The sequence below is a fragment of the Curtobacterium sp. MCLR17_044 genome (assembly GCF_003234435.1).
GTDB lineage: Bacteria > Actinomycetota > Actinomycetes > Actinomycetales > Microbacteriaceae > Curtobacterium > Curtobacterium flaccumfaciens.
In genome coordinates this window covers 42,216-66,271 of sequence record NZ_QKTC01000008.1, presented here as the reverse complement: position 1 = coordinate 66,271, position 24,056 = coordinate 42,216, and the positions used below count along the sequence as shown (strand labels likewise).

The following is a 24,056-nucleotide window of genomic DNA, read 5'->3' as shown; positions in this document are numbered from 1 at the left end:
TCACCCCGACGACGGGCTGCCGACCCCCTCCGCGACCAGGTGCTCCACGCGCGGCTCGCCCGCGACCTCGCGCACCGCCTGCAGGGTCCGCGCGTCGTCCCCGGTCTGCCGGACCTCGTGCTGGTCGACGTGCTCCTGCCACGACCCCACCCGGAACGCCTCCACCCAGGCGCCCGGCCCGGTCGCGGCGTCCCGGTAGAGGTTCCAGTCACGGGCACCGGTCCGCCGACGACTCCGCCCGAGCCGTTCGGCGCGCGCCCGGAACTCGTCGACCGCGTCCGCCGGGACCGTCCAGTGCACCAGCACGAGGGTCTCCCCCGTCGCCGTGCCGTGGTCGTCCGCCACGAACACCTCGTCCCCGAACGGCATCGGCGTCACGGCGCGCTGCCGGTCGGTGAGCACCGGGAACCCGGACACGAGCAGCACTGCGGCGCTGAGCGCGGTGAGGAGGCCGGCCCCGGCGAGCACGCCCGTCACCCCGAGTGGCGTGGCGACCGCGCCGGCGAGCGCCGCACCGATCGCGGTGCAGCCGAAGAGCACGAGCTGGTAGGCGGCGAGCCCGCGGGTCCGGACCCAGGCGGGCAGGAACGCCTGCACGGTGCCGTTCAGCGTCGTCACCACGGCGATCCAGGCCACCCCGCCGACCAGCAGCGCGACGAGGACGACCGCCAGCACGGGGACGAGCGCGACGACGGTGGTGCAGACACCGAACACCACCGAGGCGATGCCGACCGTGCGGCCGATGCCGAGCCGCGCACGGACCGCCGGCATCAGGAACGCCCCGCCGACGGATCCGATGCCGACGGCGGCGAGCAGCAGTCCGTACCCGCCGGAGGACAGGCCGAGCGAGCCGTCGGCGACGAGCGGCAGGAGTGCCCACAGCGCGTTCGCGGGCACCATGAAGACGGCGAGCTGCACGAGCAGCCGGCGGACGACCGCCGCGTGCAGGACGTACCGCAGCCCGGCGCGGGTCGCGTCGATGAACGGTTCGGCCCGCGTCTCGGGGCGCTGGTAGCCGCGCCAGGCGACGAGCACCACCAGGAAGAGCGCGAACGACAGCGCGTTGGCAGCGAACACGAACGGCACGCCGAGCTGCGCGATCACCACCCCGGCGAGCGCCGGTCCGATCGCCCGGGCGACGTTGACGCCGACGGAGCTGAGCGCCGCGGCGTCGGTGATGGCGGCGCGCGGCACGATCTCGGGTACGAGCGCCTGGTACGCGGGCAGCTGGAGCGCCGAGGCGGTCCCGAGCAGGAACGTGACGGTGAGCAGGAGCGCCGGGGTCATGTCGCCGGTCGCGGTGAGCACGGTCATCACGACGCCGACGACCACCTGGAACGCCTGCACCCCGATGAGCAGCCGCCGCCGGTCGACGAACTCGCCGATCACCCCGGCGGGGATCCCGACGAGCAGCACCGGCAGGCTCGACGCGGTCTGCACGAGGGCGACGACGACGGGTGCGGCGTGCTCGTCGACGAGCAGCCACTGCGCGCCGACGGTCTGCATCCAGCTGCCGATGTTGCTCACCAGCACCGCGATCCACAGGGCGCGGAAGACCGGGATCGCGAGCGGCGCCAGGGCGCCGCCGCGGGGTGCTGGGGTGGTGCGTTCCGTGGTCACGTCGCCTCCTGGGGTGGGACGGGGACATCCTGGAGGCGCGGTGCGCGTCGGGCGCACGCCGCGCCTCCAGGGATGGTCGGGTCAGGCGGCGGCGTCGGTCGCGCTGGTCGCGGCGACGGCCCGCTCGATGACGTCGGCGACGTCCTTCGGGTGGGTCTGCATGACGAGGTGCGGGGCGGCGAGCTCGGTCACGTCGGTGATGCCGGCGCGGGTGTAGCCGAAGCGCTCGACCTCGGGGTTGATGGTGTGGTCGTCGGACGAGACGATCGCCCACGCGGGGGTGGTCTTCCACGCGGCGGCGGACGCCGGCTCGCCGAAGGCCGCGCCGGAGAGCGGGCGCTGCGAGACGGCGAGCACCTCGGCGACGCGCGGGTCGACCCCGGCGGCGAAGACCTGCGGGAACGCGTCGATCGCGACGGAGACGTCGGTGCCGTCCTCGGCGCCGGCGACCGGGTACGGCGTGTACACCAGGTTCGCGGCGAGGTCCGAGTCGGGGAACCCGCCCTGCAGCTGCCCGAGGCTCTCGCCGACCTCGAGCACGTAGCCGGAGACGTAGACGAGTCCGACGACGTTCTCGGCCTCGCCGGCGACGGTGATCACGGCCCCGCCGTACGAGTGACCGGCGAGGACGACCGGCCCGTCGACGTGCTCGGCGACGGCGCGGATCGAGGCGGCGTCCTCGGCGAGGCTCCGGTTGTAGACCGGCGGGACGAGGACGGTGTGGCCGCGGTCGAGCAGCTCGCGGGTGACGGGTTCCCAGCTGGCGGAGTCGGCGAACGCGCCGTGGACCAGGACGATGGTGGGTGCAGCCATGTGCGGGTCTCCTTCGTGACGAACGTCTGGGGTGCTGCGGGGACCGGGGGGGTCCCGGCGTCGTCACGCTAGGGCTGGGGGTGCTGCGTCGTCGTGTCCCTGTCGTTGCCCGTCACCCCCGACGACAGCCCGTGCCGGCGGCTCCGGGTGCGGCGCACGGTGCCCTCCGACAGTCGGACACACCGTGCCGGGGTCCCCCTGCGGGGCGGAGGCACGGCGACGGGGTCCCCGCCGGGGCCCCCTTCTCCCCCCTGCTCCACGGCGCGGCCGGTTAGCGTGATCGCATGGAACACGAGGACGGCACGACGACGACGTCGGCCCAGGACTTCGTGGACGCGCTCGCCGAACCGGTCGTGGTCTTCGACCGCCACCTGGACGTCGTGGCGGCGAACCGGCTCGCCGGTGCCCTGTCCGCGTCCCTCACCGTCGGCACGAACCTGGCGCGGTTCACCTTCCTGAACCCCTGGGTCGAGGACTCGGTGGACGGCTGGGAGGCCGAGGCGCACCGCACCGCCGCGATGCTCAGGGACTCGTTGGACGAGCACGACGCCGACGACCGGTTCCAGGAGCTCCTGGGCGAGCTGATGGCCCGGAGCACGACGTTCGCGACCGAGTGGGCCGGCGGAGCGGTCCGGCCGACTCGCCGCGGGGAGTCGGCGTTCGAGAACCCGCTCGTGGGCCGGATCGACCTGCGGTGGGAGCAACTGCGTCGGCTGGAGGACCCCGAGCACGTGCTCGTGGTGTGGACGGCGGCGGACGACGAGTCCGCCGCACGGCTCACGACGCTCCGGGGGCTGCTCGACGAGGGCGCGACGACCGCCTGACCGGGAGCGCAGCGACCGCCGCGGCTGCGACGCCCGCGGCGAGCGCCTGGCTAGCCCACCGCGGTCTCGCCCGCGACCGGCTGCCGGCGCGCGGTGCCCTGCTGCACCTGCGCGGCGAGGTACGCGACGGCCGCGGCTGCGGGGGTGCCGGGGTCGGCCCAGAAGGTCACGAGCACGTGCGAGCTGCCCGGGATCGCGAGGTTCTGCCAGCGGAACTCGACCCAGCCGATCGGGTCGATCCAGTGCCGCGAGATCCCGGTGCGCTGCACGGCGACGTCGTGCCGGGCCCAGATGCGGGCGAAGTCCGGGTCCTGCAGGGTCAGCGTGCCGACGATCTCCTGCAGCCGGGGATCCTCGGGTTCGGCATGCAACCGGAGTGCGGCGACGACCCGGTGCGCGGTGCGGTCCCATTCGGCCGCGTGCTGCCGGGACGCCTCGGAGAACATCTGCAGGACGAGGTTCGCGCCCGGCTCCATGTACCCGGGGCCGAGGGCGCTCGCCAGGGCGTTGGACAGGATGATGTCCTGGTTGCGGTCCATCACGAACGCCGGGGTGTGCGACCACTGCGCCAGGAGCGACCGGACCGAGTCGTCGAGCCCCGGCGGCACGACCCCCTCGGGGCGGCGGCGTTCGGCGTGTGCGAGGCGGCGCAGGTAGTCGACCGCCTCGTGGTCGAGCCGCAGGGCCCGGCCGAGCGCCACGAGCACCTGGTCGGACGGCTGGTGATCGCGGCCGCGTTCGAGCCGCAGGTAGTACTCGGGGCTGATGCCCGCGAGCCGCGCGACCTCTTCACGGCGCAGGCCGTCCACTCGTCGTCCGGGCTCGCGAGTGAGGCCGACGTCCTCGGGCTGGACGAGTGCCCGACGGGCGCGGAGGTACTGCCCCAGTTCGGACCGTCGCGCATCCACGCGAGCAGGATAGCCGGAATCCGCAAAGAACGCGAGAACTACCGTTCTCCGGGTGTGCCGCTCCGCGCGATGGTCTGGTGCGGCTGCTCCCCGAACCGCTCCCGGTAGTACGCCGCGAACCGCCCGAGGTGGGTGAACCGCCACCGCCGCGCGACCTCGCTGACGAGCAGCGCGCGGGAACCCGGCCGCCCCAGCTCCAGGTGCACCCGGTCGAGCCGGACCTCGCGCAGGTACTGCATGGGGGTGACGCCGAGACGACGGCGGAACAGGTCCTGCAGGCCGCGCTCGCTCAGGTCGCAGGCCGCTGCGACGTCCGCCACGGTCAGCGTCCGGTCGGCGTGGTCGTGCACGAAGCCGATCGCCCGCCGCATCCGGTCCGCGACGTCCGCTCGCGACCGGGCGAAGGTCGACAGGACGACGGTCGCGATCCGCCGGTTCAGGGCCGCACGGTCGTCGGCGGGCAGGGCCGGGTCGAGGATGCGCCCGGAGGCCTCGCGCAGCAGTGCCCGCAGCGGCTCGAGTGCGGGATCGGCCGCGTCCGGCTGCCCGAACACCGAGGACTCCCCCGTGTCGCCGAGCAGCGACGGTGACAGGTGCAGCAGCGTCGTGGCGGTCGCGTCGGTCTCGAACCCGTACGCGACGGACGCCGAGAGCATCATCGGCCGCTCGGCGCCGACCTCCCAGTGCTCGCCGTCGTCGGCGGTCAGGCTGGCCCGGCCGTCCGCGAGCCAGAACACGACGTGGTCGGGGCGCGGACCGATCGTCCCCGACCGCTTGCCCGGTGTCGCGATCCGGTGGATCGACAGGTCGTCGTCCCCGCCGGTCTCGTAGCCGAAGCCCTCGTCGTCCGTGGTCACGGCGTCGGGACCCGGTCCCACTCGTCGCCGTACCGGGACAGCACCGACCACCGCGAGATCGGCCACGTGGTCACGAAGGCCCGCCCCACGACGTCGTCGACCGGCACGGTGCCGTGCACGCGCGAGTCGGCGGAGTCGTACCGGTTGTCGCCCATCACCCAGATGCGCCCCTTCGGCACGGTGATCTCGAAGTCCTTCCCGGCGACACGGTCCGACCCGCGCTCGAGCACGACGTAGGGCTCGTCCACCGCGTGCCCGTTCACCGACAGGCGCCCCTGGGCGTCGCAGCACGACACCGTGTCGCCCGGCAGGCCGATGACCCGCTTGATCAGGTCATCGCCCTGGCCCATGCCGAGCCAGCCGCCCGGGTCCTGGAACACCACGACGTCACCGCGCTGCAGCGGGACGACCCCGGGCACGAGCTCGTTGACGAGCACCCGGTCCCCGATGAGCAGCGTGTTCTGCATCGAGCCCGAGGGGATGGAGAACGCGCGGACCAGGTACGCCTTGACCAGGAAGGACGCCAACAGCGCCACGACGACGATGATGACGAGGTCGCGCAGGAACCGCAGCCCGCCGCGCTTCGGCTCGCTGTCGGGGGCGGGTTCGGAGTGAGGTTCGGCGTGGGCGTGCGTGTCACTCAATGCGTCAACACCACCTTGACGACACCGATCACGAACGCCACCGCGGCCAGCACGATGCCGCCCCACAGCCCGAGGAACGTCGGCTGCTTCCCGCTGAACCGCTGCATGAACACGCCCACCAGCCCGATGCGCACGACCAGGATCACCGTCGCCGCGATCTGTGCCCACTCGGCCGGCAGCCACCCGATCCAGGCAGCCGCGTAGAGGACCGCCGGGATCATGCCGGAGGTCGCGATCGGGTTGGCGTTCCGGATGATCGTCGCGACCGAGTCGCTGCGCGCAGCGCGGTCCGCAGCGGATTCCTCGCCGTCGTCGCCGAGTCCGTGCGCGACCAGGTGCGCGAGCACGTGCGCCAGGTACGTCAGCACCGCGGTCGCCAGGACGGTCGCCACCGCGGCGCCGTGGTGGATCTGCTCCGGGTTCACCGCGATCGCGACGGCGAGCACCGTGATGTTGCCGTAGATGTACGACGACATCCGGTCGCGGACGTGCTCGAGCGGCAGGTCGCGGGGATCCGGGCGACCGCCGCGGGGTCCGCGCCCCGGTCGGGAGGGCCGTCGTGTGCGTGGCATCCGTCCATCTTGGCCCCCGCGGTCGGCCGTCCGCCGACAGGACACCGGGTGCGATGGTCACACGGGTGGCCGGTTCCGGCAGACTGGGTGCCGATCGGCGCGACGGAGCGCCGGAGCAGGAGGCACGCATGACGTCCGCACGACCACTCGCCCTGGTGACCGGCGTGGGCCGCAGAGCCGGCATCGGCGCAGCGCTCGCCACCCGGCTGGCGACCGACGGCTGGGACCTCGCCATCTCGTGGTGGGGGCCCTACGACGACCGCGTGAGCGGCGGGGCGGACCCGGACGGGGTCGAGTCGGTGGTGCAGGAGTGCGAGGCGGCGGGAGCACGGGTGACGCGCCTCCCGGTCGACCTGGAGGACCCGGAGCAGGCGGCCGCCCTCGTCGGCCGCGCCGAGGCGGAAGCCGGCGCCCCGGTCACCGCCCTCGTCATGTCGCACTGCGAGTCCGTCGACTCCGACTTCCGCACCACGACCGTCGAGTCGTGGGACCGCCACTTCGCCGTGAACGCCCGCGCACCGTTCCTGCTCGTGCACGCCTACGCGGCCGGGCTCGAGCTCGCCGGGGACGCCGCACCGCGCGACCGACGCCGGATCGTCGCCCTGACGAGCGACCACATCGCGTACAACCTGCCGTACGGGGCGTCGAAGGGCGCGCTCGACCGGATCGTGTTCGGCGCCGCGAAGGAGCTCGGCAGCCTCGGTGTCAGCGCCAACGTGGTGAACCCGGGCCCGAACGACACCGGCTGGATGTCCGACGAGGTCAAGGGCTGGGCCGTCGAGGGCACCCCGCTCGGCCGGCTCGGACGCCCGTCGGACACCGCCGCGCTCGTCGGGTTCCTCTGCTCGGAGCAGGGCGCGTGGGTGAACGGACAGCTGCTGAAGTCGGACGGCGGGATCTCGAACAGCGCCTGACCTGTCGGCCCCTCGCGACCCGCTCGTCAGCCGCGACCGGGCGCGGTCACCTCGATGCGGTTCGCCCACGGGTCCTCGAACGCGACCGTCCGGCCGTCGTCCGCGGTCTGCACCCCGGTGTCGTGCATGCGTGCGACGAGGGCACCGAGGTCGTCCGACCCGGGCACCTCGATCCGCACGAGTCCGAGCCCGAGCGCGAGCTGGCGGCGCCCGGCCCCACGTGAGTTCCAGGTGTTCATCGCCATGTGGTGGTGGTAGCCGCCGGCGCTGACGAACAGTGCCTCGCCGAAGCCGGCGGTGGTCTCGAAGCCGAGGGTGTCCACGTAGAAGGAGCGCGCGGCGTCGACGTCGCCGACGGACAGGTGCACGTGGCCGACCTTGCCCGGGCGTGCCGCGGCGGTGTCCAGGGCGTCCTGCGTCAGGTGGGACTGCAGGAACGCGTTCGGGTCGACGTACTTCGTGTCCATGTCGACCATGCCGTGCGTCCACGACCACTCGGTGCGGTCGCGGTCCCAGTACAGCTCGACGCCGTTGCCCTCGGGATCGGTGAAGTAGAACGCGTTGCTCACCAGGTGGTCGGCGCTGCCGGTGAAGGTCTGCGGGAACTTCGTTGCGACCGAGTACATCGCCGCGGCGAGGTCTGCCCGGGTGTCGAACAGGATCGCGGTGTGGAACAGGCCGGCGTCGTGCGGGCCGGCGTGCTGCATGGACGGCGCGTGCTCGAGGATCACGATCGGCACCGCCAGGCCACCGGCGCCCGGTCGCCCGAGGACGGCGACGCCGCCCTCGTTCGAGAGCAGCGAGAGCTGGACGCCGTCGCGGTAGTAGCCGATCATCCGGTCGAGGTTCGCGACGCGGAGGGTGACGGCACCCATCCCGGTGTCGGCGGCGAGGAGGTCCTGCGTGTGCATGGCACCAGTGTGCGCCTATTTAGTTGACGCGTCAACCAAATGGGCGTCGATCGCCTGCGCCAAAGCGACAGATCCACGCAATCCCGGCGCGAGGCACCCGCCAACGCGACAGATCGCTGCGAACGGTTCGCGGCGATCTGTCGCTTTGGCGCACGGGGGCGCACAGCGGACGGGGCGCGCAGGCGACGGGAGGCCCGGCGCGCGTCCGCCCCGCCGGCCGCGGTCAGCGGGAGCGGAAGTAGCGGTGCAGCGCGCGCTCGCGGATCGCGGCCGCGGCGAGCGCCCCACCGAGCAGCGCGCCCACGAGCCCGAGGGACGCGATCGCGATTGCCTCGCGCACGATCGGCAGCGCGTCGTCGACGTCGAGGCCACGCACCGACACCACCGCGACGCTCGTCGCGACCACCGCCCCGACCGATGCCCAGACCAGGTGCTGCAGGACGACGCCGAGGACCTGCGCACTCCGCGGTACCCCGACGTGCCGATCGGAGGCCAGGGCGAGCCGACGCCGTGCGACCGCTGCCCCGCCGATCGTCAGCCCCGCGAGGGCCGCTGCACCGAACGGGACGAGCGCTGGCTGCCGCGCCGCGGGGGTGAAGACCGCGCCCAGCGTCGGGTTGAGCTGCCCGGCGGTCGGTCGGTCTTCACCCTCGGCCCCGCTCGCCGGCAGGACGGTGCGCCGGAGCATCGAGACCGTGTCGTCGCGCTGCGGCCACACCGTCGCCCAGCAGGCGTCGAACGGCGACCCGTCGTCCACCGTCGGCGCGAGGACCGAGTACTCCAGGTCGGGGTCCCGGCCGTCGTCGGGGTAGTCGTACACGCCGGCGACTCCGGTGCCCGCACCGCCCGCCGTGACGAGGCGATCGCCGGCAGCAAGACCCAGGGTCTCGTGCACCGTGGGCGAGACGATCACTCCCGCGGTGCCGTCGGCATCGGAGCCGCCGAGCAGACCACGCACCCCGGCAGTCACCTCGTAGGTCGGGATCGCCGAGCCCGGCAGCGCGGCGGGGACGACCCCGGCGTCGAGGCGCCGGAACGCACCGGACGCGATGACCCCTTCGGTGTCCACGAGCGCATCGCACACGCGGCCGTCGATCCGGCCCTCGGCCCGCTGGACGGTCGTCGCCGCACCGCTCGCGACGAACGCCGCAGCCGCTCGGACGTCATCGGCGACCGCGGCTGCGCGCAGGCCCACGACACCGCTGAGCAGCACCGCGAGGACGACAGCGGACGTCGCTGCCCACGAGGCTCCGGAAGCGATGTCGCGCCACGCCTCACGCCAGACCTCGGTCACCTGCATCCGGCGAAGGCTCATCGGTACCGCCCGAGATCGAGCACTCCGTCGCAGGCGTCACGGGTCGCGTCGTCGTGCGTGGCGACGACGACGACCGTCCCCGACGCGGCGAGCGCACCGATCCCACGGTTCACCTCGATCGCTGTCGCCCGGTCGAGTTGCGCCGTCGGCTCGTCGACCAGCATCAGTCCCGGCGCGCTGGCGATGGCGCGCGCGAGCATCAGGCGTTGCGCCTCACCACCGGACAGTTCGGCGAACCGCGCGTGCGCCCGCGAACCGAGCCGGAAGCGCTCGAGGACCTCGAGCGCCCGGACGTCTGCGGTCCGACGATCCGCGCCCTGGGCGACGAACGGCAGCGCGACGTGGTCGAGCACGTGGCGGCGGGCCACCCCGTACGGGTTCTGGAAGACCCAGAGCGGCCGACAGCCCGGCGGACGGACGGCGGCACCGCGCGTCGGACGGAGCATCCCGGCGAGGATCGCGAGCAGCGTGGACTTGCCGGAACCGCTCGGCCCGACGACCGCGGTCACGGTCCCCTCGGCGAAGGTGCGGTCGACGCGGTCGAACAGCACGGTGCCGTTCGACCAGACGTGTCCGACGCCCTCGAGCGTCACCGACACGAGCTGGACCGGTCCGGCACGGCACGGATCCGGTCGAGCGTTCGTCCGCCGGGCACCCGGACGAACGACTGCCCGAGTTCCGACCCGAGGACCTCGACCCGGAGCGGCCGCCCCGTCGTCGGTTGCACACACGCCCGGTCACCTTCGAGGTCCCAGAGGGCCGTCGGTGGCACCACCTGGACGGTTCGTGGGCGACTGAGCGTCCACGTCGCGGCCACCGTCGGTGCGCCGTCCGCCGAAGCGACCGTCGCCGCGTACTCCGGCAGGGCGGTGATCGCGGCGAGGGCCGTCGGCGACGAGACCACGCCGGCGGCGTCGGTCGGGACGTCGACGTTCCCGATCCGCAGCACGCGCTCCCCCGGCGCCGGATCGACCGGGAGCGCCTCGATGCGTGCACCGCGGAGTTCGGCCGGGAGTTCGACGAGGACACCGTCGGCGCCGACCGCTGCCCCGACGACAGCCACGCACGCCAGGACGGCGTTCTCGGCGGCTGGCACCCATGCGAACGGGTCCCGCAGTACGACGTCGTCGGGCAGGTCGTCGCGGTCGACGCCTCGGTCGACCAGGAACTGCTGCGCAGCACGGAGTGTGCCCCGACCGAGGATGCCGTCGATGCTCAATCCAGCACCGAGTCGCGTGAGTTCCCGCTGCAACCCCCTGACGTCGGCCCCGCGGTCGCCGAGCTCGAGGTCGCGCCACAGCGGCTCGTCACTGGCAAGTGCGAGCACCGGCTGTCCGTCGACCCGCGCGAGGACGTCCCCGCTCCGCACGGGTGCCCCGGTCGAGCACGTCGATGTCGTCACCGTGCCGCTCCGCGACGTCACGACCAACCGTGGGGCACCGATGTCGAGTGCGAGCTGCACCTGTCGCTCATCGGCATCGGTGCGCTCGGTCACCCGGACAGTGCTCGCGGGGGCTGCCGTCCGGAGTGCGGCCGGGACCTCGGCCGGCACAGCGACCACGAGGGCGGCGGCCGTCGCCGCCGCGACCACCATCGCCCCGAGCGCCAGGAGCGCTGCAGACGGGAAGCGCATCACTGCCGCCAGAGTCCGAGGGGGTCCAGCCGACACTGTACGGCTGCGGGATCCCACGGCGAGAAGGAGAAGTTCCCGTCGTCGTTCTGATCACGCCAGTCACGTTCGGTGTACGTGTCGTCGACGAGTCTCGCAGCACGGAGGCACGCGACGGTGATCGTTGCCTCGTCCTGCTTCTCCGGGTTCCGCCGGACCTCGTTGAACAGGTAGGTCACGTCGCTGTCGAAGTCCTTCGCGCACTTCGACTTCGAATCGTTCACGGCCGCGGCGTCTTCAGCCTTCCGCCCGGGGAGCGGCGAAGCTTCGGACGTGCCGTCCTCCGCTGTCGTGTAGTCGTAGCCGAGATCCCGCATGCATGCGCTCATGCGGGACTGCGCATCTGCGACCTCCCGCGCCGAGATCGTTCCGTCCGAGAGGATCTGCCGCTGGTAGGAACTGGTGTCGGAGGCCGATTCCGCGAACTCACCCGCCCACGGCCCGGCCGCGGAGAAACCTGACGGATCGACGACCCGGGGTGCAGCATCCGCCTGGGCACAGCCGACGAGCCCCACGGCGGCGATAGCCCCGACGATCGTTGTTCCCCGAAGCCCGCTCCGAATCACCGCGTCAGGCCCGGGTCATGCCGTACTGGGCGATGTTGGTCCAGCAGGCAGCCTGGTAGGACCACTTGTTGCCACCGACCACGTTCCCCCACTTCATCGTCCCGCTCCGCAGACGGTTGAAGTGCTGAGCGCGACCACAACCGGACTCGTTGAAGCCCGTGCTCTGCGTCACCTTCCGCCAGCACGTCGCCGCACTCGCCTCCGGCGCCGTCACGGTGTCGACCGCGATCCCGCCGCCCACGACACTCCCCAGCACGACCGCACCCAGTACGACGTTCTTGATCGACATCGATCTCCCCTTTGATTGTGACACCACTCCGATGTCACCGTTAACGTATTACCGGTCGGTACGAGAACGCAACGATCACCACCACATCCGTGCAGGATGGACCCGTGACTGACGACATCCGGTGGGAGGTGGTCGAGGAGAGCACGCTGTCGCTCCCCGACCACGAAGCGATCGCAGCGCTGCTCGGGCAGGCCTTCCCCGACTGGTCGCACTGGTACGTGGGCGGCCGGAGCTGGTCCGGCATGCAGCCGGAACGCCGGGTGCTCGCGCACGACGCCGACGGGGTCGTCCTGGCCCACGTCGGCATCCGCCGCATGTACATCTCCGTCGGCGGGCAGGACGTCCTGGTCGGCGACACCGGCCTGGTCGCCGTGTCGCCCCGGCTGCAGGGCACCGGCGTCGGCCGCGAGCTGATGACCCGGACCGCCGCGGTCCTCGAGGGACTCCGCGTGCCCTTCGGGTTCCTCGGCGCCGGCGAGGACCGCATCCCCTTCTACGCGAAGCTCGGCTGGCACGAGTTCCCCGAGGCCGTCGGCACCTTCTCGGCGTTCACCGCCGAGGGCGCGGGCGTCAGCAACACCGAGCAGGGCGGCTGGATGGCGCTGCCGGTGGCAGCGCAGCTCGAGGACTGGCCCGCTGGTCCGATCTGGCTGAACGGCCAGCAGGTGTAGACGCAACGACCAACGGACGGGAGGCCCGGTACCAGCTGGTACCGGGCCTCCCGTCCGTCAGGTCGTGCAGCGGGGCTTACGCCTCGACCGCGACCTTCTCCGGGTCCTCGTTGGAGCCCGGCGCGCTCGGCGCGACCGCGGCGCGCACGCGCGCCCCCAGGTCGGCGTCGACGTTCGTCCAGTAGGCGAACACACGCTCGCGCAGGTCGTCGCGCGTCACCTTCGAGACGTGACCGGCGATGTTGCCGACCAGGCGCTCACGGGCGGCGTCGTCCAGGACCTCGCGGACGAGCGTGCCGGCCTGGCCGAAGTCGTCATCCTCCGGGTGCAGGGTCGCGGCGGAACGCTGCAGTGCACCGTCGGACTCCCAGCCCGGGGCGTCGTCGGTCGCGTTCGGGTCGGCGTGCGCACCGCCGAGCGAGTTCGGCGCGTACACCGGCACCTCGGACTTCTGGAAGTCGAAGCGCATGCCGCCGTCCTTCGAGTACGAGTGGACCTCGTTCTTCGGGGCGTTCACCGGCAGCTGGGCGTGGTTCGTGCCGACGCGGTAGCGGTGTGCGTCCGCGTAGCTGAAGATGCGCGCCAGGAGCATCTTGTCGGGGCTCGCCGCGATGCCGGGCACGAAGTTCGAGGGGGCGAAGGTCGCCTGCTCGATCTGCGCGAAGTAGTTCTCCGGGTTGCGGTTGAGCTCCATCGTGCCGACCTCGATGAGCGGGTAGTCCGCGTGCGGCCACACCTTCGTCAGGTCGAACGGGTTGAAGCGGTACGTCGCGGCGTCCTCGTAGGGCATGACCTGCACCTTGAGGGTCCAGCGCGGGAAGTCCTGACGCTCGATCGCGGCGTGCAGGTCACGGATGTGGAAGTCCGCGTCCTCACCGGCGATCCGGTCGGCGTCCTCCTGCGTCAGGGTCTTGTGGCCCTGCTCGGTGATGAAGTGGTACTTCACCCAGAAGCGCTCGCCCTCGGCGTTGATCCACTGGTAGGTGTGCGAGCCGAAGCCGTCCATCTCGCGCCAGCTCGCAGGCAGGCCACGGTCGCCCATCAGCCACGTGACCTGGTGCGCCGACTCGGGCGACAGGGTCCAGAAGTCCCACTGCATGTCGTGGTCGCGCAGGTGCGAACCCGGCAGACGCTTCTGCGAGCGGATGAAGTCGGGGAACTTGATGCCGTCGCGGATGAAGAACACCGGGGTGTTGTTGCCGACGAGGTCGTAGTTGCCCTCTTCGGTGTAGAACTTCAGCGCGAAGCCGCGGGGGTCGCGCCAGGTGTCCGGGGAGCCCTGCTCGCCAGCGACGGAGGAGAAGCGGGCCAGCATCTCGGTCTGCTTGCCCGGCTGCAGGAACGCGGCACGGGTGAAGCGGGAGACGTCCTGCGTGACGGTGAAGGTACCGAAGGCACCGCCACCCTTGGCATGCACGACCCGCTCCGGGACACGCTCGCGGTTGAACTGGGCGAGCTTCTCGACCAGGTAGTGGTCGTGCAGCGCGAGGGGGCCGTCGGCCCCGACGCCCATCGAGTGCTCGTCGCTCGAGACGGGTGCGCCGCTGTTGGTCGTGGTGGTCGGGGTGCCGGTCGGCGTGTTCTGGTCGGACACGGTTCCTCCTGGAGGTGGGACGTTGGTTCGGTCAGGGGTGCTCGGGTGGTTCGGGGTCCGGCGCGTCGTGCGGCCGGTGCGGTGGGCGGTCGCCGTCAGGCGGGCGTGGGGGCTCCGGGGGCCTGCGCGTTCGCACCGGGCGCGTCTGGGTGATCGCGCTCTGCGTCGTCGTGTTCCGCGTCGTCGCGCTCTGCCGCTGCACAGCGTTCGCAGATGCCCCAGTAGGTGACCTCGGCGGTGGTGACCGCGAAGCCGTGGGTCTCGGACGGGGTCAGGCAGGGCGAGTGGCCGACCGCACAGTCGACGTCCTCGATCGCGCCGCACAGGGTGCAGACGATGTGGTGGTGGTTGTCACCGGTGCGGCGCTCGTACCGGGCAGGGCTACCGGCCGGTTCGATGCGGCGGACGAGCCCGACGCCGGTCAGGGCGTTCAGCACGCCGTAGACGGCCTGGTGACTGGTGGTCGGCAGCTCCACGGCGAGCGCGGTGACGATGTCGTCCGCGGTGGCGTGCGGCATCGAGTCGGTCGCTCGGAGCACCGCGAGTCGCGGGGTCGTGACCCGGAGCCCCGAGGAACGGAGCAGATCGGCGTCGGCGTCCATGCTGAGCCTTTCTTTTGCAGGAATCAAGACAACGCGTTCACTGTACACGAGCTTCTGCTGCCGGCCAGCGAGGGGACGCATGCCGCCACCGGAATACGAAGTGTCACGATCCGGTCGCGATCAGCTGGGACGACACTGGACCGACCGTTCCGCACGCTAACGTCCGGACATGTCCACGAGCCAGGGTCTACCTGAACAGGCGAACAGCACCGCGGACGTCCGGGGGATCATCGCGAAGCGGGACCTGGTCGTCGACCTCATCCGGACGGCCTGCGTCGTCCTCGTCGTCATCGTGCACGTCACGATGGTCGGCGTCGCCGCCGACGACCAGGGGGTGCGGGTCACGAGCCCGCTGCAGGAACTCCCCTGGTACGTCGCTGCCACCTGGGTCGGGCAGGTGATGCCGCTGTTCTTCGTGGTCGGCGGGTTCGCGAGTGCCGTCGGCTGGCGCAGCACCGTCGCCCGTGGTGCGCCGAGCCCCGCCCGCGACTTCCTGGCCACCCGCCTGGTGCGGCTGTTCCGGCCCGCGGTGCCGCTGTTCGTGTTCCTCGCGCTCGGGCTCGGGGTCGCCACGGCCGCTGGCACGCCGCCGGAGCTCCTGGCCGAGGTCGCGTTCGGCATCGGTTCGCCGCTCTGGTTCCTGGCGGCCTACGGCATCACCCAGTGCTGCGTCCCCGTGATGATGCGCCTGCACGAGCGAGCACCGTGGGCCACCCTCGCCGTGCTGCTCGTGCTCGCCGGGGCGGTCGACGCCGTCCGCCTGGCCACCGGGGTCGCCGAGGTCGGCCTGCTCAACCTCGGGCCGGTGTGGCTCTTCGCGCAGCAGCTCGGCTTCCTCTGGGCCGACGGCTGGTTCGCTCGCCGCTCGAAGGTGCTCCTGCTCGGCATCGCCGTCGCCGCGTACGCCGTGCTCGTGCCGATGACCTCGGTCGGGCTCTGGGCACCGGACATGCTGCAGGACCTCAACCCGCCGATGCTCCCGCTGGCGTTCCTGGCGATCGCGCAGGCTTGCCTGGTCCAGCTCGTGCACGCGCCGCTCACCCGGCTGATGCGCACCCGTGCCGCGCTCGGGGCCGTGTTCGTGCTCGGCCGCGACGGCATGACGATCTACCTGTGGCACCTGCCGCTGTTCATCGCACTGAACGGCATCGCCCTGCTCGTCGGGGTGCCGTTCCCGGCGCCGGGCTCCGGTCCGTGGTGGGCGTCGCGCATCGTCGCACTCGTGGTGGTGCTCGCCGTCGCGATCGGGGTGGCCCGGGCCCTGCGCTGGTTCGACCGGCCGCTCCCCCGGCTGCTGCCGTCGGCCGACCGTCCGTCGTGGCCGGTCGTCGCGGTTGCCGCCCTCTGCACGATCGGCCCGGCGTTCCTCGTGATGCAGCTGCACCTGTCGTTCGGCGTCGCGCTCGTCGGCGCCGTGGCCGTACCGGTGGGCGTCTGGCTGCTGTCACGGACCGTCCCGGCACCCGGGGTCGCCCGGATCTGAACCGGTTCTCACCGTCGCGGGGCCACGACGGACCAACGGCGGACGTCGGGCGGACGGAGGATGGTTCCGGCGGCGCGAAGGACGAGTCCGCCTGATCCCCAGGAGGCTCCCCACGCCGTCGACACCCGAGTTCTGGAGCACCTGGCGGTTCGACCCACTGGCGGCGGTGCTCCTCGTCGTCGCCGCGCTCGCCTACGGCCGCTGGGTCGTCGGAGCGGTCCGACGGGGTGCCCGGTGGCCGTGGTGGCGCACGCTCGCCTTCGCCACGGCGCTCGTGCTGTTCGGCGTGCTGCAGTTCGGCATCGTCGGCGTCGACGACGAGCGGTTGCGCTGGGCGTTCGTCCTGCGGGCCGCCCTGCTGTTCTTCGCGGTCCCCACCTTCGCCGCGCTCGGTGCGCCCGTCGCACTGCTCCGGATCGGAGGCCCGGCTCGCCTTGCGCAGGTCGCCGACGCGGTCATGGGGTCACGTCCGGTGCGGCTGCTCGGCAACGCGATCGTCGCCCCGCTGGTCGCGCTCGCGCTGTTCGCCGTCCTGCTCACCCCGTTCTCGGCGGTGATCCGGGAGTCCCCCGCCTGGGCCGCCGTCATCACCGTGACCGTGCCGGCGCTCGGGTTCGGCCTGCTCGCGCCGCTGTCCGAGGTCGGCGTGCTCGTCTCGTCGACGTTCGCCACGGCCGAGTTCCTGCTCGCGTTCGTCGAGCTCGTCATCGACGCGGTGCCCGGCATCGTGCTGCGGATCACGAACCACGTGCTCGACGGGTCCCTCGTGCCGGTGGTCGGGCGGGCCTGGTACCCGTCGCCCCTGCAGGACCAGCACCTGGCGGGCGACCTGCTGTGGTTCATCGCCGAGGTGGCGGACATCCCCGTGCTCGTCGCCCTGTTCATCCGGTGGCAGCGGACCGACCGCCGCGAGGCCCGGGACGTCGACGCCCTGACCGACGAACAGATGGACGAGCTGACCCGAGCGCACCTGCAGCGCCGCAGTTGACGGGCGGGGGGTGAGTCCCCGACACGAGTGAGCAGAAGAAGTCGAGCACCCGGAGGTGACTCGACTTCTTCTGCTCACTCGTTGGGCGCCGAAGCGCTCGCGCCCTACTTCGACGGGGCCCCCGCGGGCTCGGCGTCGGGCTGCGTGGTGACCGAGCCGGTCTGCTGCCACGCGACGGTCTGCTTCGGCTTCGCCAGGAACAGCGCTGCGACGATGGCCACGATCAGCACGATCGCCGGCAGGTAGAGCGACTCACCCATGGCCTTGGAGAACGGCTCGAGCAGGAAGCCCGGCAGCGCGCCGACCTGCTGCTCGGCACCACCGGCCGAGGCCCCACCGGACGACGCCGGGAAGTTCGCGGTGATCCGGGCCTCCATCAGGGCCGCGATGCCGGCGGAACCGAGCACCGCACCGATCTGGCGGGTGGTGTTGTAGACGCCCGAGCCGGCACCGGCCAGCTTCGGCGGCAGGTTGCGCGTCGCCGAGACGGACAGCGGTCCCCACATGCAGGCGTTGGCGAGACCGAGGAGGGCGCTCGGCAGGAGCACCCAGCCCCACTCGGCACCGCTCGACAGCAGGGCGCCGAACCAGAACAGGCCGACGGAGAAGCAGGCGAGCCCGAACGAGGCGACCCAGCGCGGGTTCCAGCGGTTCAGGTTCTTGCCGACGATCGGCGCGAGCGCGGCGGACAGCACGGCCTGCGGCACGAGGAGCAGTGCGGCCTGGGTCGGCGAGAAGCGCAGGACGTCCTGGGCCCACAGCATGATCGGCAGCGCGAACGACGCGATCGCGACACCGACGGCCGTGATGGCGACGTTGGCCAGCGTGAAGTTGCGGTCCTTGAACAGGCCGAGCGGCAGCAGCGGCTCGCCCTTCTGCACGCCCTGCCAGACGACGAAGCCGGCGAGCACCACGAGACCGACGATGATGAGCGACCACACCGAGATCGGGCCGGCGATGACGCCCCAGTCGTAGGTCTCGCCCTCCTGGATGCCGAAGACGAGCAGGAACAGGCCCGCTGCCGACAGGAAGATGCCGAGGTAGTCGAAGCGGTGTCCGTGCCGCTCGAACGACGGCACGAAGCGCTGCGCGAGCACGAACGCCACGACACCGACGGGGACGTTCACGAAGAAGATCCACTCCCAGCCGAAGCCGTCGACGAGCAGGCCGCCGACGATCGGGCCGACGAGCGACGCGACACCGGCGACGGCGCCCCAGAGGCCCATGGCCGCGCCGCGGTTCTGCGGCGGGAAGATGCGCGTGATGACCGACATGGTCTGCGGGCTCATCATCGCGGCGCCGAGGCCCTGCACGACGCGGGCGACGATCAGCACCTCGATCGAGCCGGCCAGGCCGCACCACAGGCTGGCGAGCGTGAAGACCACGAGGCCGATCTGGTACATGACCTTCGGGCCGAAGCGGTCACCGAGCCGGCCGGTGATGAGCAGCGGCACGGCGTAGGCGAGCAGGTAGGCGCTCGTCACCCAGATCACGGAGTTGATGTCCGCGTCGAGCTTCTGGGCGATGGTGGGGGTGGCGACCGACACGATGGTCGAGTCGACGAGGATCATGAAGAACCCGACGACGAGTGCCCACAGGGCAGGCCACGGCTTCTTCTCGGTCGTCCGCGGAGGCGTGACGGTGGTCATCGAGTGGTTTCCTTGCTGTTCGTGGTGGTGTCTGCGGACGCGACGGAGGCGTCCCAGGAGATGTGGCCGGCGGCGATCCGGTCGGCCGTGGCGGCGAGCCACTCGATCTGCGTCGTGAGCATGGCACGCACGTACGACACGTCGAGCCAGTACCGCTCGGGCAGGTCCTTCGCTCGGACGATTTCGAGGATCTCGTCCGCCTCGTCGCGCTGGGCCTGGAGTGCGGTGACCCGCGCACGGAGGGCGGACTCGGCCTCGTCGACCGACAGGTTCTCGATCTCTGCGACGGCCAGGTGGAAGACGGGGTACTCCTCGGCCGGTTCGGCGATCAGCCGGACGAGCCCGTCGTGCAGGGCCGTCCACCCCTCGTCCGTGATGGCGTAGGTGGTGCGTTCCGGACGGTTGCCCGCCCGGTCGGTCCCCACGATCTCGGCGAGGCCGAGCTCCACCAGGCGGCCGACCTGGTGGTACAGGGTGCCGGGCCGGACCTTGACGTTCCGACCGTCCCGTCGGTGCGTCATCGTCTGGAACATCTCGTAGGGATGCGTCGGCCCCTCGGCCAGGAGCCCGAGCGCGGCGAACGCGAGTGGCGTGAGCGACGGCACACGTGCCTCCAGTCCGCTTGTTCGTTGTTGACTATTCGAAGTGGAATATACGCGTTGGAACAGACATGAACAACCGCACAGCAAGGGCCGGTCTGGAGGCCCGTGGCCGTCCCGGCGTGTCGCGCGCGCCCCGTAGACTGGTCGCGTCCCCCCACCCCTGAAGTGCTGGAGAGAACACGTGCCAACGATCGTCGTCGAGGTCATGCCCAAGGCCGAGATCCTCGACCCCCAGGGGAAGGCCGTGGGCAACGCCCTGGCCCGCCTCGGCAAGGCCGACCTGACCAACGTCCGCATCGGCAAGCGCTTCGAGGTGACCGTCGACGGCCCCGTCGACGACGCCAAGCTCGCCGAGGTCCGCGACATCGCAGCCGACGTCTTCTCGAACGCGGTCATCGAGGACGTCGTGTCCGTGACCGTCGAAGGCCAGTGACCCGGATGCGCATCGGCGTCATCACGTTCCCCGGCTCGCTCGACGACCGCGACGCCCAGCGCGCCGTCCGTCTCGCCGGTGCCGACCCCGTCGCCCTCTGGCACGGCGACCACGACCTGCAGGGCGTCGACGCCATCGTGCTGCCCGGTGGGTTCTCGTACGGCGACTACCTGCGTGCCGGAGCGATCGCCGCGAAGGCCCCGATCATGGCCGAGGTCATCGACGCTGCCGGCAAGGGCATGCCCGTGCTCGGCATCTGCAACGGGTTCCAGATGCTGGCCGAGGCCCGTCTGGTCCCCGGTGCACACACCCGCAACGCGCACCAGCAGTTCATCCGCCGCGACCAGAAGCTCCGCGTCGAGACCACCGCGACCGCCTGGACCTCCGGCTTCAGCGCCCAGCAGGAGATCACCATCCCGCTGAAGAACGCCGACGGCCGCTTCGTCGCGGACGCCGACACCATCAAGCGCATCGAGGACAACGGCCAGGTCGTGTTCCGCTACGTCGGCGTGAACCCGAACGGCTCCATCGACGACATCGCCGGCGTCTCGAACGAACGCGGCAACGTCGTCGGCCTGATGCCGCACCCCGAGCACGCGACCGAGGCCGGCTTCGGCCCGGACACCCCCGCTGCGATGGCCTCGGGCACCGACGGCCTGACCTTCTTCACCTCCGTGATCGAGCACGCGCTCGTCAAGTGACAGGGAACAACGACACCGTGACGACACCCGTTCGCCCGAAGCCCGACACCGTGCAGGACGCGGCAGCCACCCCCGACAAGGAGCAGCCGTACGACGCGCTGGGCCTGAAGCCGGACGAGTACGCCCGCATCAAGGAGATCCTCGGCCGCCGCCCCACCTCGGGCGAGCTGGCGATGTACTCGGTGATGTGGAGCGAGCACTGCTCCTACAAGTCCTCGAAGAACTACCTCCGTCAGTTCGGCAAGAAGGTCACGCCGGAGATGACGAAGAACCTGATGGTCGGCATGGGTGAGAACGCCGGTGTCGTCGACGTCGGCAACGGCTGGGCGGTGACCTTCAAGGTCGAGTCGCACAACCACCCGTCCTACGTCGAGCCGTACCAGGGCGCGGCCACCGGTGTCGGCGGCATCGTCCGCGACATCATCTCGATGGGCGCCCGCCCCGTCGCCGTGATGGACCAGCTCCGCTTCGGCGCGATCGACCACGAGGACACCGCACGCGTCGTGCACGGCGTCGTCGGTGGCATCTCGTTCTACGGCAACTGCCTCGGCCTGCCGAACATCGGCGGCGAGACCTACTTCGACCCGGTGTACCAGGGCAACCCGCTGGTCAACGCCCTCGCGGTCGGCGTCCTGCGCCACGAGGACCTGCACCTGGCGAACGCATCCGGTGCCGGCAACAAGGTCGTCCTGTTCGGTGCCCGCACCGGTGGCGACGGCATCGGCGGCGCGTCGATCCTGGCGTCCGACACCTTCACCGAGGGCGGCCCGACCAAGCGTCCGGCCGTGCAGGTCGGCGACCCCTTCGCCGAGAAGGTCCTGATCGAGTGCTGCCTCGAGCTGTTCCAGAAGGACCTGGTCGAGGGCATCCAGGACCTCGGCGCCGCGGGCATCTCCTGCGCCACCTCGGAGCTCGCGAGCAACGGTGACGGCGGCATGCACATCTCGCTCGACGACGTCCTGCTCCGCGACCCGACGCTCACCGCCGAAGAGATCCTGATGTCGGAGAGCCAGGAGCGCATGATGGCGGTCGTCCGCCCCGACAAGCTCGACGAGTTCCTGGCCGTCGTCGGCAAGTGGGACGTCGAGACCAGCGTGCTGGGCGAGGTCACCGGCACCGGCCGACTCGTCATCGACTGGCAGGGCCAGGAGATCGTGAACGTCGACCCGCGCACCGTCGCCGTCGACGGCCCGGTCTACGACCGCCCGGTCGCCTACCCGACCTGGATCGACGCGCTGCAGGCCGACACCGCTGCCTCGCTCGACCGACCGGCCGACGGCCCCGCGCTGAAGGCACAGTTCCTCAGCCTGCTCGGTTCGCCGAACCTGGCGTCGAAGAACTGGGTCACGAACCAGTACGACACCTACGTGCTCGGCAACACCGCGCTGTCCTTCCCCGACGACGGCGGCATGATCCGCGTCGACGAGGAGACGGGCCTCGGTGTCGCCATCGCCACCGACGCGAACGGCCGCTACTGCCAGCTCGACCCGAAGCAGGGTGCACGTCTGGCCCTGGCCGAGGCCTACCGCAACGTCGCCGTCACCGGTGCCGTCCCCGCCGCCGTCACCGACTGCCTGAACTTCGGCTCCCCCGAGAACCCCGAGGTCATGTGGCAGTTCTCCGAAGCGGTCGAGGGCCTGGCCGACGGCTGCATGGAGCTCGGCATCCCGGTCACTGGCGGCAACGTGTCGTTCTACAACCAGACCGGCTCGACCCCCATCCACCCGACGCCCGTCGTCGGCGTGCTCGGGATCATCGACGACGTCGCCAAGCGCGTGCCGTCGGGGTGGCAGGACGACGGCCACAACATCTACCTGCTCGGCACCACGAGCCTCGAGCTCGACGGCTCCGCGTGGGCCGGCACCGTGCACGGGCACCTGGGCGGGCGTCCGCCGGCGGTCGACCTCGAGCGCGAGAAGGCCCTCGCCGAGCTGCTGTACGCGGCGTCCGGTGAGCAGCTGCTCACCAGCGCACACGATCTTGCGGACGGCGGCCTCGGCCAGTCGCTCGCCGAGTCCGTGCTCCGCTTCGGCATCGGCGCCCGCGTGGTCCTCGACGAGCTCGAGACCCGCGACGGCATCGACACAGCGACGGCGCTGTTCTCCGAGTCGACCGGTCGCGTCATCGTGACCGTCCGCCGCGAGGACGACGTGCGGTTCCAGGGCATGTGCGACGGCCGGGGCTTCCCGGTGCTGCGCATCGGCGTGACCGACGCGACGTCGAGCACGCTCGAGGTCCAGGGCGCGTTCGAGGCCACGGTCGACGAGCTGCGCGGCACCCACGCCGCGACGCTGCCGGCCCGCTTCGGCGACGTGATCGTCGAGGACGTCACCGAGGGGTACGTCGGCCGCGGTCCGCTCGACTCCGACGGCGCCTTCTCGCCGCGCACCGACGCCTAGGCCCGGGTCGCGGATGCCGATCGTCACCCTGCCCTTCGCCGAGCTCGTCGACCGGTTCGGCCCCGTGCCGGACGGCATCGAGCTGGACGTCTGGGACGTCGAGTCGCCGTACGGTCGCCCGGACGACGTCGCGATCACGTTCCTGCCGTTCTACTTCGAGGGGCGGCACCGCTGGCAGTTCGTGCACGACCTGCCCGAGCTCCAGCTGCTGCAGCTGCCGAGCGCCGGGTACGAGCACGCCGTCCCGCACGTGCCCGGTCACGCGCAGCTGGCGAACGGTCGCGGCATCCACGACGACGAGACCGCCGAGCTCGCGGTCGGCCTCGCGCTGACGTCGCTCCGTGAGATCTCGGCGTTCCAGGTCGACCGTGCCAACGGCGTCTGGGACGCCCGCGAGACCCGATCGCTCGCCGACCGGCGGGTGACCGTCGTCGGCTACGGAGCGATCGGGTCCGCGATCGCCACCCGGTTCGAGGCGTTCCGCACCGAGGTGACGGTGGTCGCCCGGACCGCTCGCGAGCAGGACGGCCGGCACGTGCACGCGTTCGGCGAGCTGCCCGAGCTCGCCCCGACGACCGACGTGCTCGTGCTCATCGCGCCGCTCACCGCCGAGACCGAACGCCTGGTCGACGCGGAGCTGCTCGCGGCGCTGCCGGACGGTGCCCTCGTGGTGAACGTGGCGCGCGGCAAGGTCGTCGACACCGACGCCCTGGTCGCCGAGCTGCGGTCGGAGCGGCTGTTCGCGGCACTCGACGTCACCGACCCGGAGCCCCTGCCCGCCGGACACCCGCTCTGGACGACGCCGAACACCGTGCTCACCCCGCACGTCGGCGGCAACACCGACCTGAGCGTGCCGCGGTCGATCGAGCTGATGCGCAAGCAGGTCGCCGCGCTGGCCGAGGGCCGCCCGTTCGAGAACCTGATCGAGTTCTAACGCGCTGCGGCTCCGAACACGCCGGCGTATCGCTCGCACGCCGCGGTGTCGTCGAGACGCCGCCGAATTCGGGGGCGTCTCGACGACTTCGGGGCGTC

At 71.7% G+C, this 24,056-nt stretch carries 25 protein-coding genes; 9 read left to right on the top strand and 16 right to left on the bottom strand.

Annotated features, from left to right (window positions below):
• Window positions 1-1,620 carry an MFS transporter gene (locus DEJ04_RS07180; RefSeq protein ID WP_181437759.1) on the bottom strand — a complete coding sequence of 540 codons (1,620 nt, stop codon included), beginning with the start codon at window positions 1,618-1,620 and terminating at the stop codon, window positions 1-3.
• A gap of 81 nt (window positions 1,621-1,701) precedes the next feature.
• A complete protein-coding gene (locus DEJ04_RS07175; RefSeq protein ID WP_111046668.1) occupies window positions 1,702-2,433 on the bottom strand; it encodes an alpha/beta fold hydrolase in 732 nt (243 codons plus the stop codon).
• Window positions 2,434-2,717: 284 nt separating this feature from the next.
• Here DEJ04_RS07175 and DEJ04_RS07170 point away from each other — a divergent pair, with 284 nt between their 5' ends.
• Window positions 2,718-3,257 (top strand): hypothetical protein, encoded by a 540-nt coding sequence (locus DEJ04_RS07170; RefSeq protein WP_111029819.1) that lies wholly within the window; start codon window positions 2,718-2,720, stop codon window positions 3,255-3,257.
• Between the two features lie 50 nt (window positions 3,258-3,307).
• Here DEJ04_RS07170 and DEJ04_RS07165 read toward each other — a convergent pair whose 3' ends face one another.
• The 4 genes from DEJ04_RS07165 to DEJ04_RS18665 are packed head-to-tail and all read right to left on the bottom strand — an operon-like array spanning window position 3,308 to window position 6,238.
• Entirely contained in the window at window positions 3,308-4,165 is an 858-nt protein-coding gene (locus tag DEJ04_RS07165) for a helix-turn-helix domain-containing protein (protein ID WP_111046667.1), read from the bottom strand.
• A gap of 38 nt (window positions 4,166-4,203) precedes the next feature.
• A complete protein-coding gene (locus DEJ04_RS07160; RefSeq protein ID WP_146248668.1) occupies window positions 4,204-5,022 on the bottom strand; it encodes a helix-turn-helix transcriptional regulator in 819 nt (272 codons plus the stop codon).
• The gene (lepB, locus tag DEJ04_RS18670) at window positions 5,019-5,666 is read right to left on the bottom strand and encodes a signal peptidase I (RefSeq protein ID WP_111091885.1); all 648 of its coding nucleotides are present in this window, start codon (window positions 5,664-5,666) and stop codon (window positions 5,019-5,021) included. The genes DEJ04_RS07160 and lepB overlap by 4 nt, the downstream gene beginning before the upstream one ends.
• On the bottom strand, window positions 5,663-6,238 hold the full coding sequence (locus DEJ04_RS18665) for a hypothetical protein (protein WP_258371331.1): 576 nt from the start codon (window positions 6,236-6,238) through the stop codon (window positions 5,663-5,665). Before DEJ04_RS18665 ends, lepB begins: the two co-directional genes overlap by 4 nt.
• Before the next feature lie 128 nt (window positions 6,239-6,366).
• Here DEJ04_RS18665 and DEJ04_RS07150 point away from each other — a divergent pair, with 128 nt between their 5' ends.
• Entirely contained in the window at window positions 6,367-7,152 is a 786-nt protein-coding gene (locus tag DEJ04_RS07150) for an SDR family oxidoreductase (RefSeq protein WP_111046725.1), read from the top strand.
• A gap of 26 nt (window positions 7,153-7,178) precedes the next feature.
• Here DEJ04_RS07150 and DEJ04_RS07145 read toward each other — a convergent pair whose 3' ends face one another.
• From DEJ04_RS07145 to DEJ04_RS07120, 6 genes are all read right to left on the bottom strand, one after another.
• Window positions 7,179-8,063: a VOC family protein gene (locus DEJ04_RS07145; RefSeq protein ID WP_111046665.1), complete on the bottom strand. Its 885-nt coding sequence runs from the start codon at window positions 8,061-8,063 to the stop codon at window positions 7,179-7,181.
• A gap of 223 nt (window positions 8,064-8,286) precedes the next feature.
• Window positions 8,287-9,363 carry a hypothetical protein gene (locus tag DEJ04_RS07140; protein ID WP_111029813.1) on the bottom strand — a complete coding sequence of 359 codons (1,077 nt, stop codon included), beginning with the start codon at window positions 9,361-9,363 and terminating at the stop codon, window positions 8,287-8,289.
• 11 nt (window positions 9,364-9,374) lie between these two features.
• A complete protein-coding gene (locus tag DEJ04_RS07135; protein ID WP_111046664.1) occupies window positions 9,375-9,977 on the bottom strand; it encodes an ATP-binding cassette domain-containing protein in 603 nt (200 codons plus the stop codon).
• Complete coding sequence (locus tag DEJ04_RS07130; protein WP_111046663.1) at window positions 9,968-11,011, bottom strand: peptidoglycan-binding protein; 1,044 nt, start codon at window positions 11,009-11,011, stop codon at window positions 9,968-9,970. The genes DEJ04_RS07135 and DEJ04_RS07130 overlap by 10 nt, the downstream gene beginning before the upstream one ends.
• Window positions 11,011-11,562, bottom strand: coding sequence for a hypothetical protein (locus DEJ04_RS07125; RefSeq protein WP_111046662.1), 552 nt, complete (start codon window positions 11,560-11,562; stop codon window positions 11,011-11,013). The genes DEJ04_RS07130 and DEJ04_RS07125 overlap by 1 nt, the downstream gene beginning before the upstream one ends.
• Before the next feature lie 55 nt (window positions 11,563-11,617).
• Window positions 11,618-11,902: a hypothetical protein gene (locus DEJ04_RS07120; RefSeq protein WP_110858837.1), complete on the bottom strand. Its 285-nt coding sequence runs from the start codon at window positions 11,900-11,902 to the stop codon at window positions 11,618-11,620.
• Window positions 11,903-12,006: 104 nt separating this feature from the next.
• On the opposite strand from DEJ04_RS07120, the gene DEJ04_RS07115 reads away from it, so the two are divergent.
• On the top strand, window positions 12,007-12,573 hold the full coding sequence (locus DEJ04_RS07115) for a GNAT family N-acetyltransferase (protein ID WP_181437758.1): 567 nt from the start codon (window positions 12,007-12,009) through the stop codon (window positions 12,571-12,573).
• Window positions 12,574-12,649: 76 nt separating this feature from the next.
• Here the strand turns inward: DEJ04_RS07115 and DEJ04_RS07110 are convergent, their stop codons facing one another.
• Together DEJ04_RS07110 and DEJ04_RS07105 are read right to left on the bottom strand one after the other, a co-directional pair.
• Complete coding sequence (locus tag DEJ04_RS07110) at window positions 12,650-14,167, bottom strand: catalase (protein ID WP_035808050.1); 1,518 nt, start codon at window positions 14,165-14,167, stop codon at window positions 12,650-12,652.
• Window positions 14,168-14,262: 95 nt separating this feature from the next.
• On the bottom strand, window positions 14,263-14,769 hold the full coding sequence (locus tag DEJ04_RS07105) for a Fur family transcriptional regulator (RefSeq protein WP_246552610.1): 507 nt from the start codon (window positions 14,767-14,769) through the stop codon (window positions 14,263-14,265).
• Between the two features lie 169 nt (window positions 14,770-14,938).
• Between DEJ04_RS07105 and DEJ04_RS07100 the strand changes: the two genes are divergently transcribed.
• A complete protein-coding gene (locus DEJ04_RS07100; protein WP_111046660.1) occupies window positions 14,939-16,252 on the top strand; it encodes an acyltransferase in 1,314 nt (437 codons plus the stop codon).
• 166 nt (window positions 16,253-16,418) lie between these two features.
• Window positions 16,419-17,240, top strand: coding sequence for a cytochrome c oxidase assembly protein (locus tag DEJ04_RS07095; RefSeq protein WP_111046659.1), 822 nt, complete (start codon window positions 16,419-16,421; stop codon window positions 17,238-17,240).
• Window positions 17,241-17,344: 104 nt separating this feature from the next.
• On the opposite strand, the gene DEJ04_RS07090 is transcribed toward DEJ04_RS07095, so the two are convergent.
• Together DEJ04_RS07090 and DEJ04_RS07085 are read right to left on the bottom strand one after the other, a co-directional pair.
• Window positions 17,345-18,889: a DHA2 family efflux MFS transporter permease subunit gene (locus DEJ04_RS07090; RefSeq protein ID WP_111029803.1), complete on the bottom strand. Its 1,545-nt coding sequence runs from the start codon at window positions 18,887-18,889 to the stop codon at window positions 17,345-17,347.
• Window positions 18,886-19,494 (bottom strand): PadR family transcriptional regulator, encoded by a 609-nt coding sequence (locus tag DEJ04_RS07085; RefSeq protein ID WP_181437757.1) that lies wholly within the window; start codon window positions 19,492-19,494, stop codon window positions 18,886-18,888. Before DEJ04_RS07085 ends, DEJ04_RS07090 begins: the two co-directional genes overlap by 4 nt.
• A 178-nt stretch (window positions 19,495-19,672) precedes the next feature.
• Between DEJ04_RS07085 and purS the strand changes: the two genes are divergently transcribed.
• The 4 genes from purS to DEJ04_RS07065 are packed head-to-tail and all read left to right on the top strand — an operon-like array spanning window position 19,673 to window position 23,958.
• Entirely contained in the window at window positions 19,673-19,924 is a 252-nt protein-coding gene (gene purS / locus DEJ04_RS07080; RefSeq protein WP_017886272.1) for a phosphoribosylformylglycinamidine synthase subunit PurS, read from the top strand.
• Between the two features lie 5 nt (window positions 19,925-19,929).
• Window positions 19,930-20,625, top strand: a complete 696-nt coding sequence (gene purQ, locus DEJ04_RS07075) for a phosphoribosylformylglycinamidine synthase subunit PurQ (protein WP_027465024.1) — start codon at window positions 19,930-19,932, stop codon at window positions 20,623-20,625.
• Window positions 20,626-20,642: 17 nt separating this feature from the next.
• A complete protein-coding gene (gene purL, locus DEJ04_RS07070) occupies window positions 20,643-23,024 on the top strand; it encodes a phosphoribosylformylglycinamidine synthase subunit PurL (protein ID WP_258371330.1) in 2,382 nt (793 codons plus the stop codon).
• Between the two features lie 13 nt (window positions 23,025-23,037).
• A complete protein-coding gene (locus tag DEJ04_RS07065) occupies window positions 23,038-23,958 on the top strand; it encodes a 2-hydroxyacid dehydrogenase (RefSeq protein ID WP_111033674.1) in 921 nt (306 codons plus the stop codon).
• The last annotated feature ends 98 nt before the right edge of the window (window positions 23,959-24,056 follow it).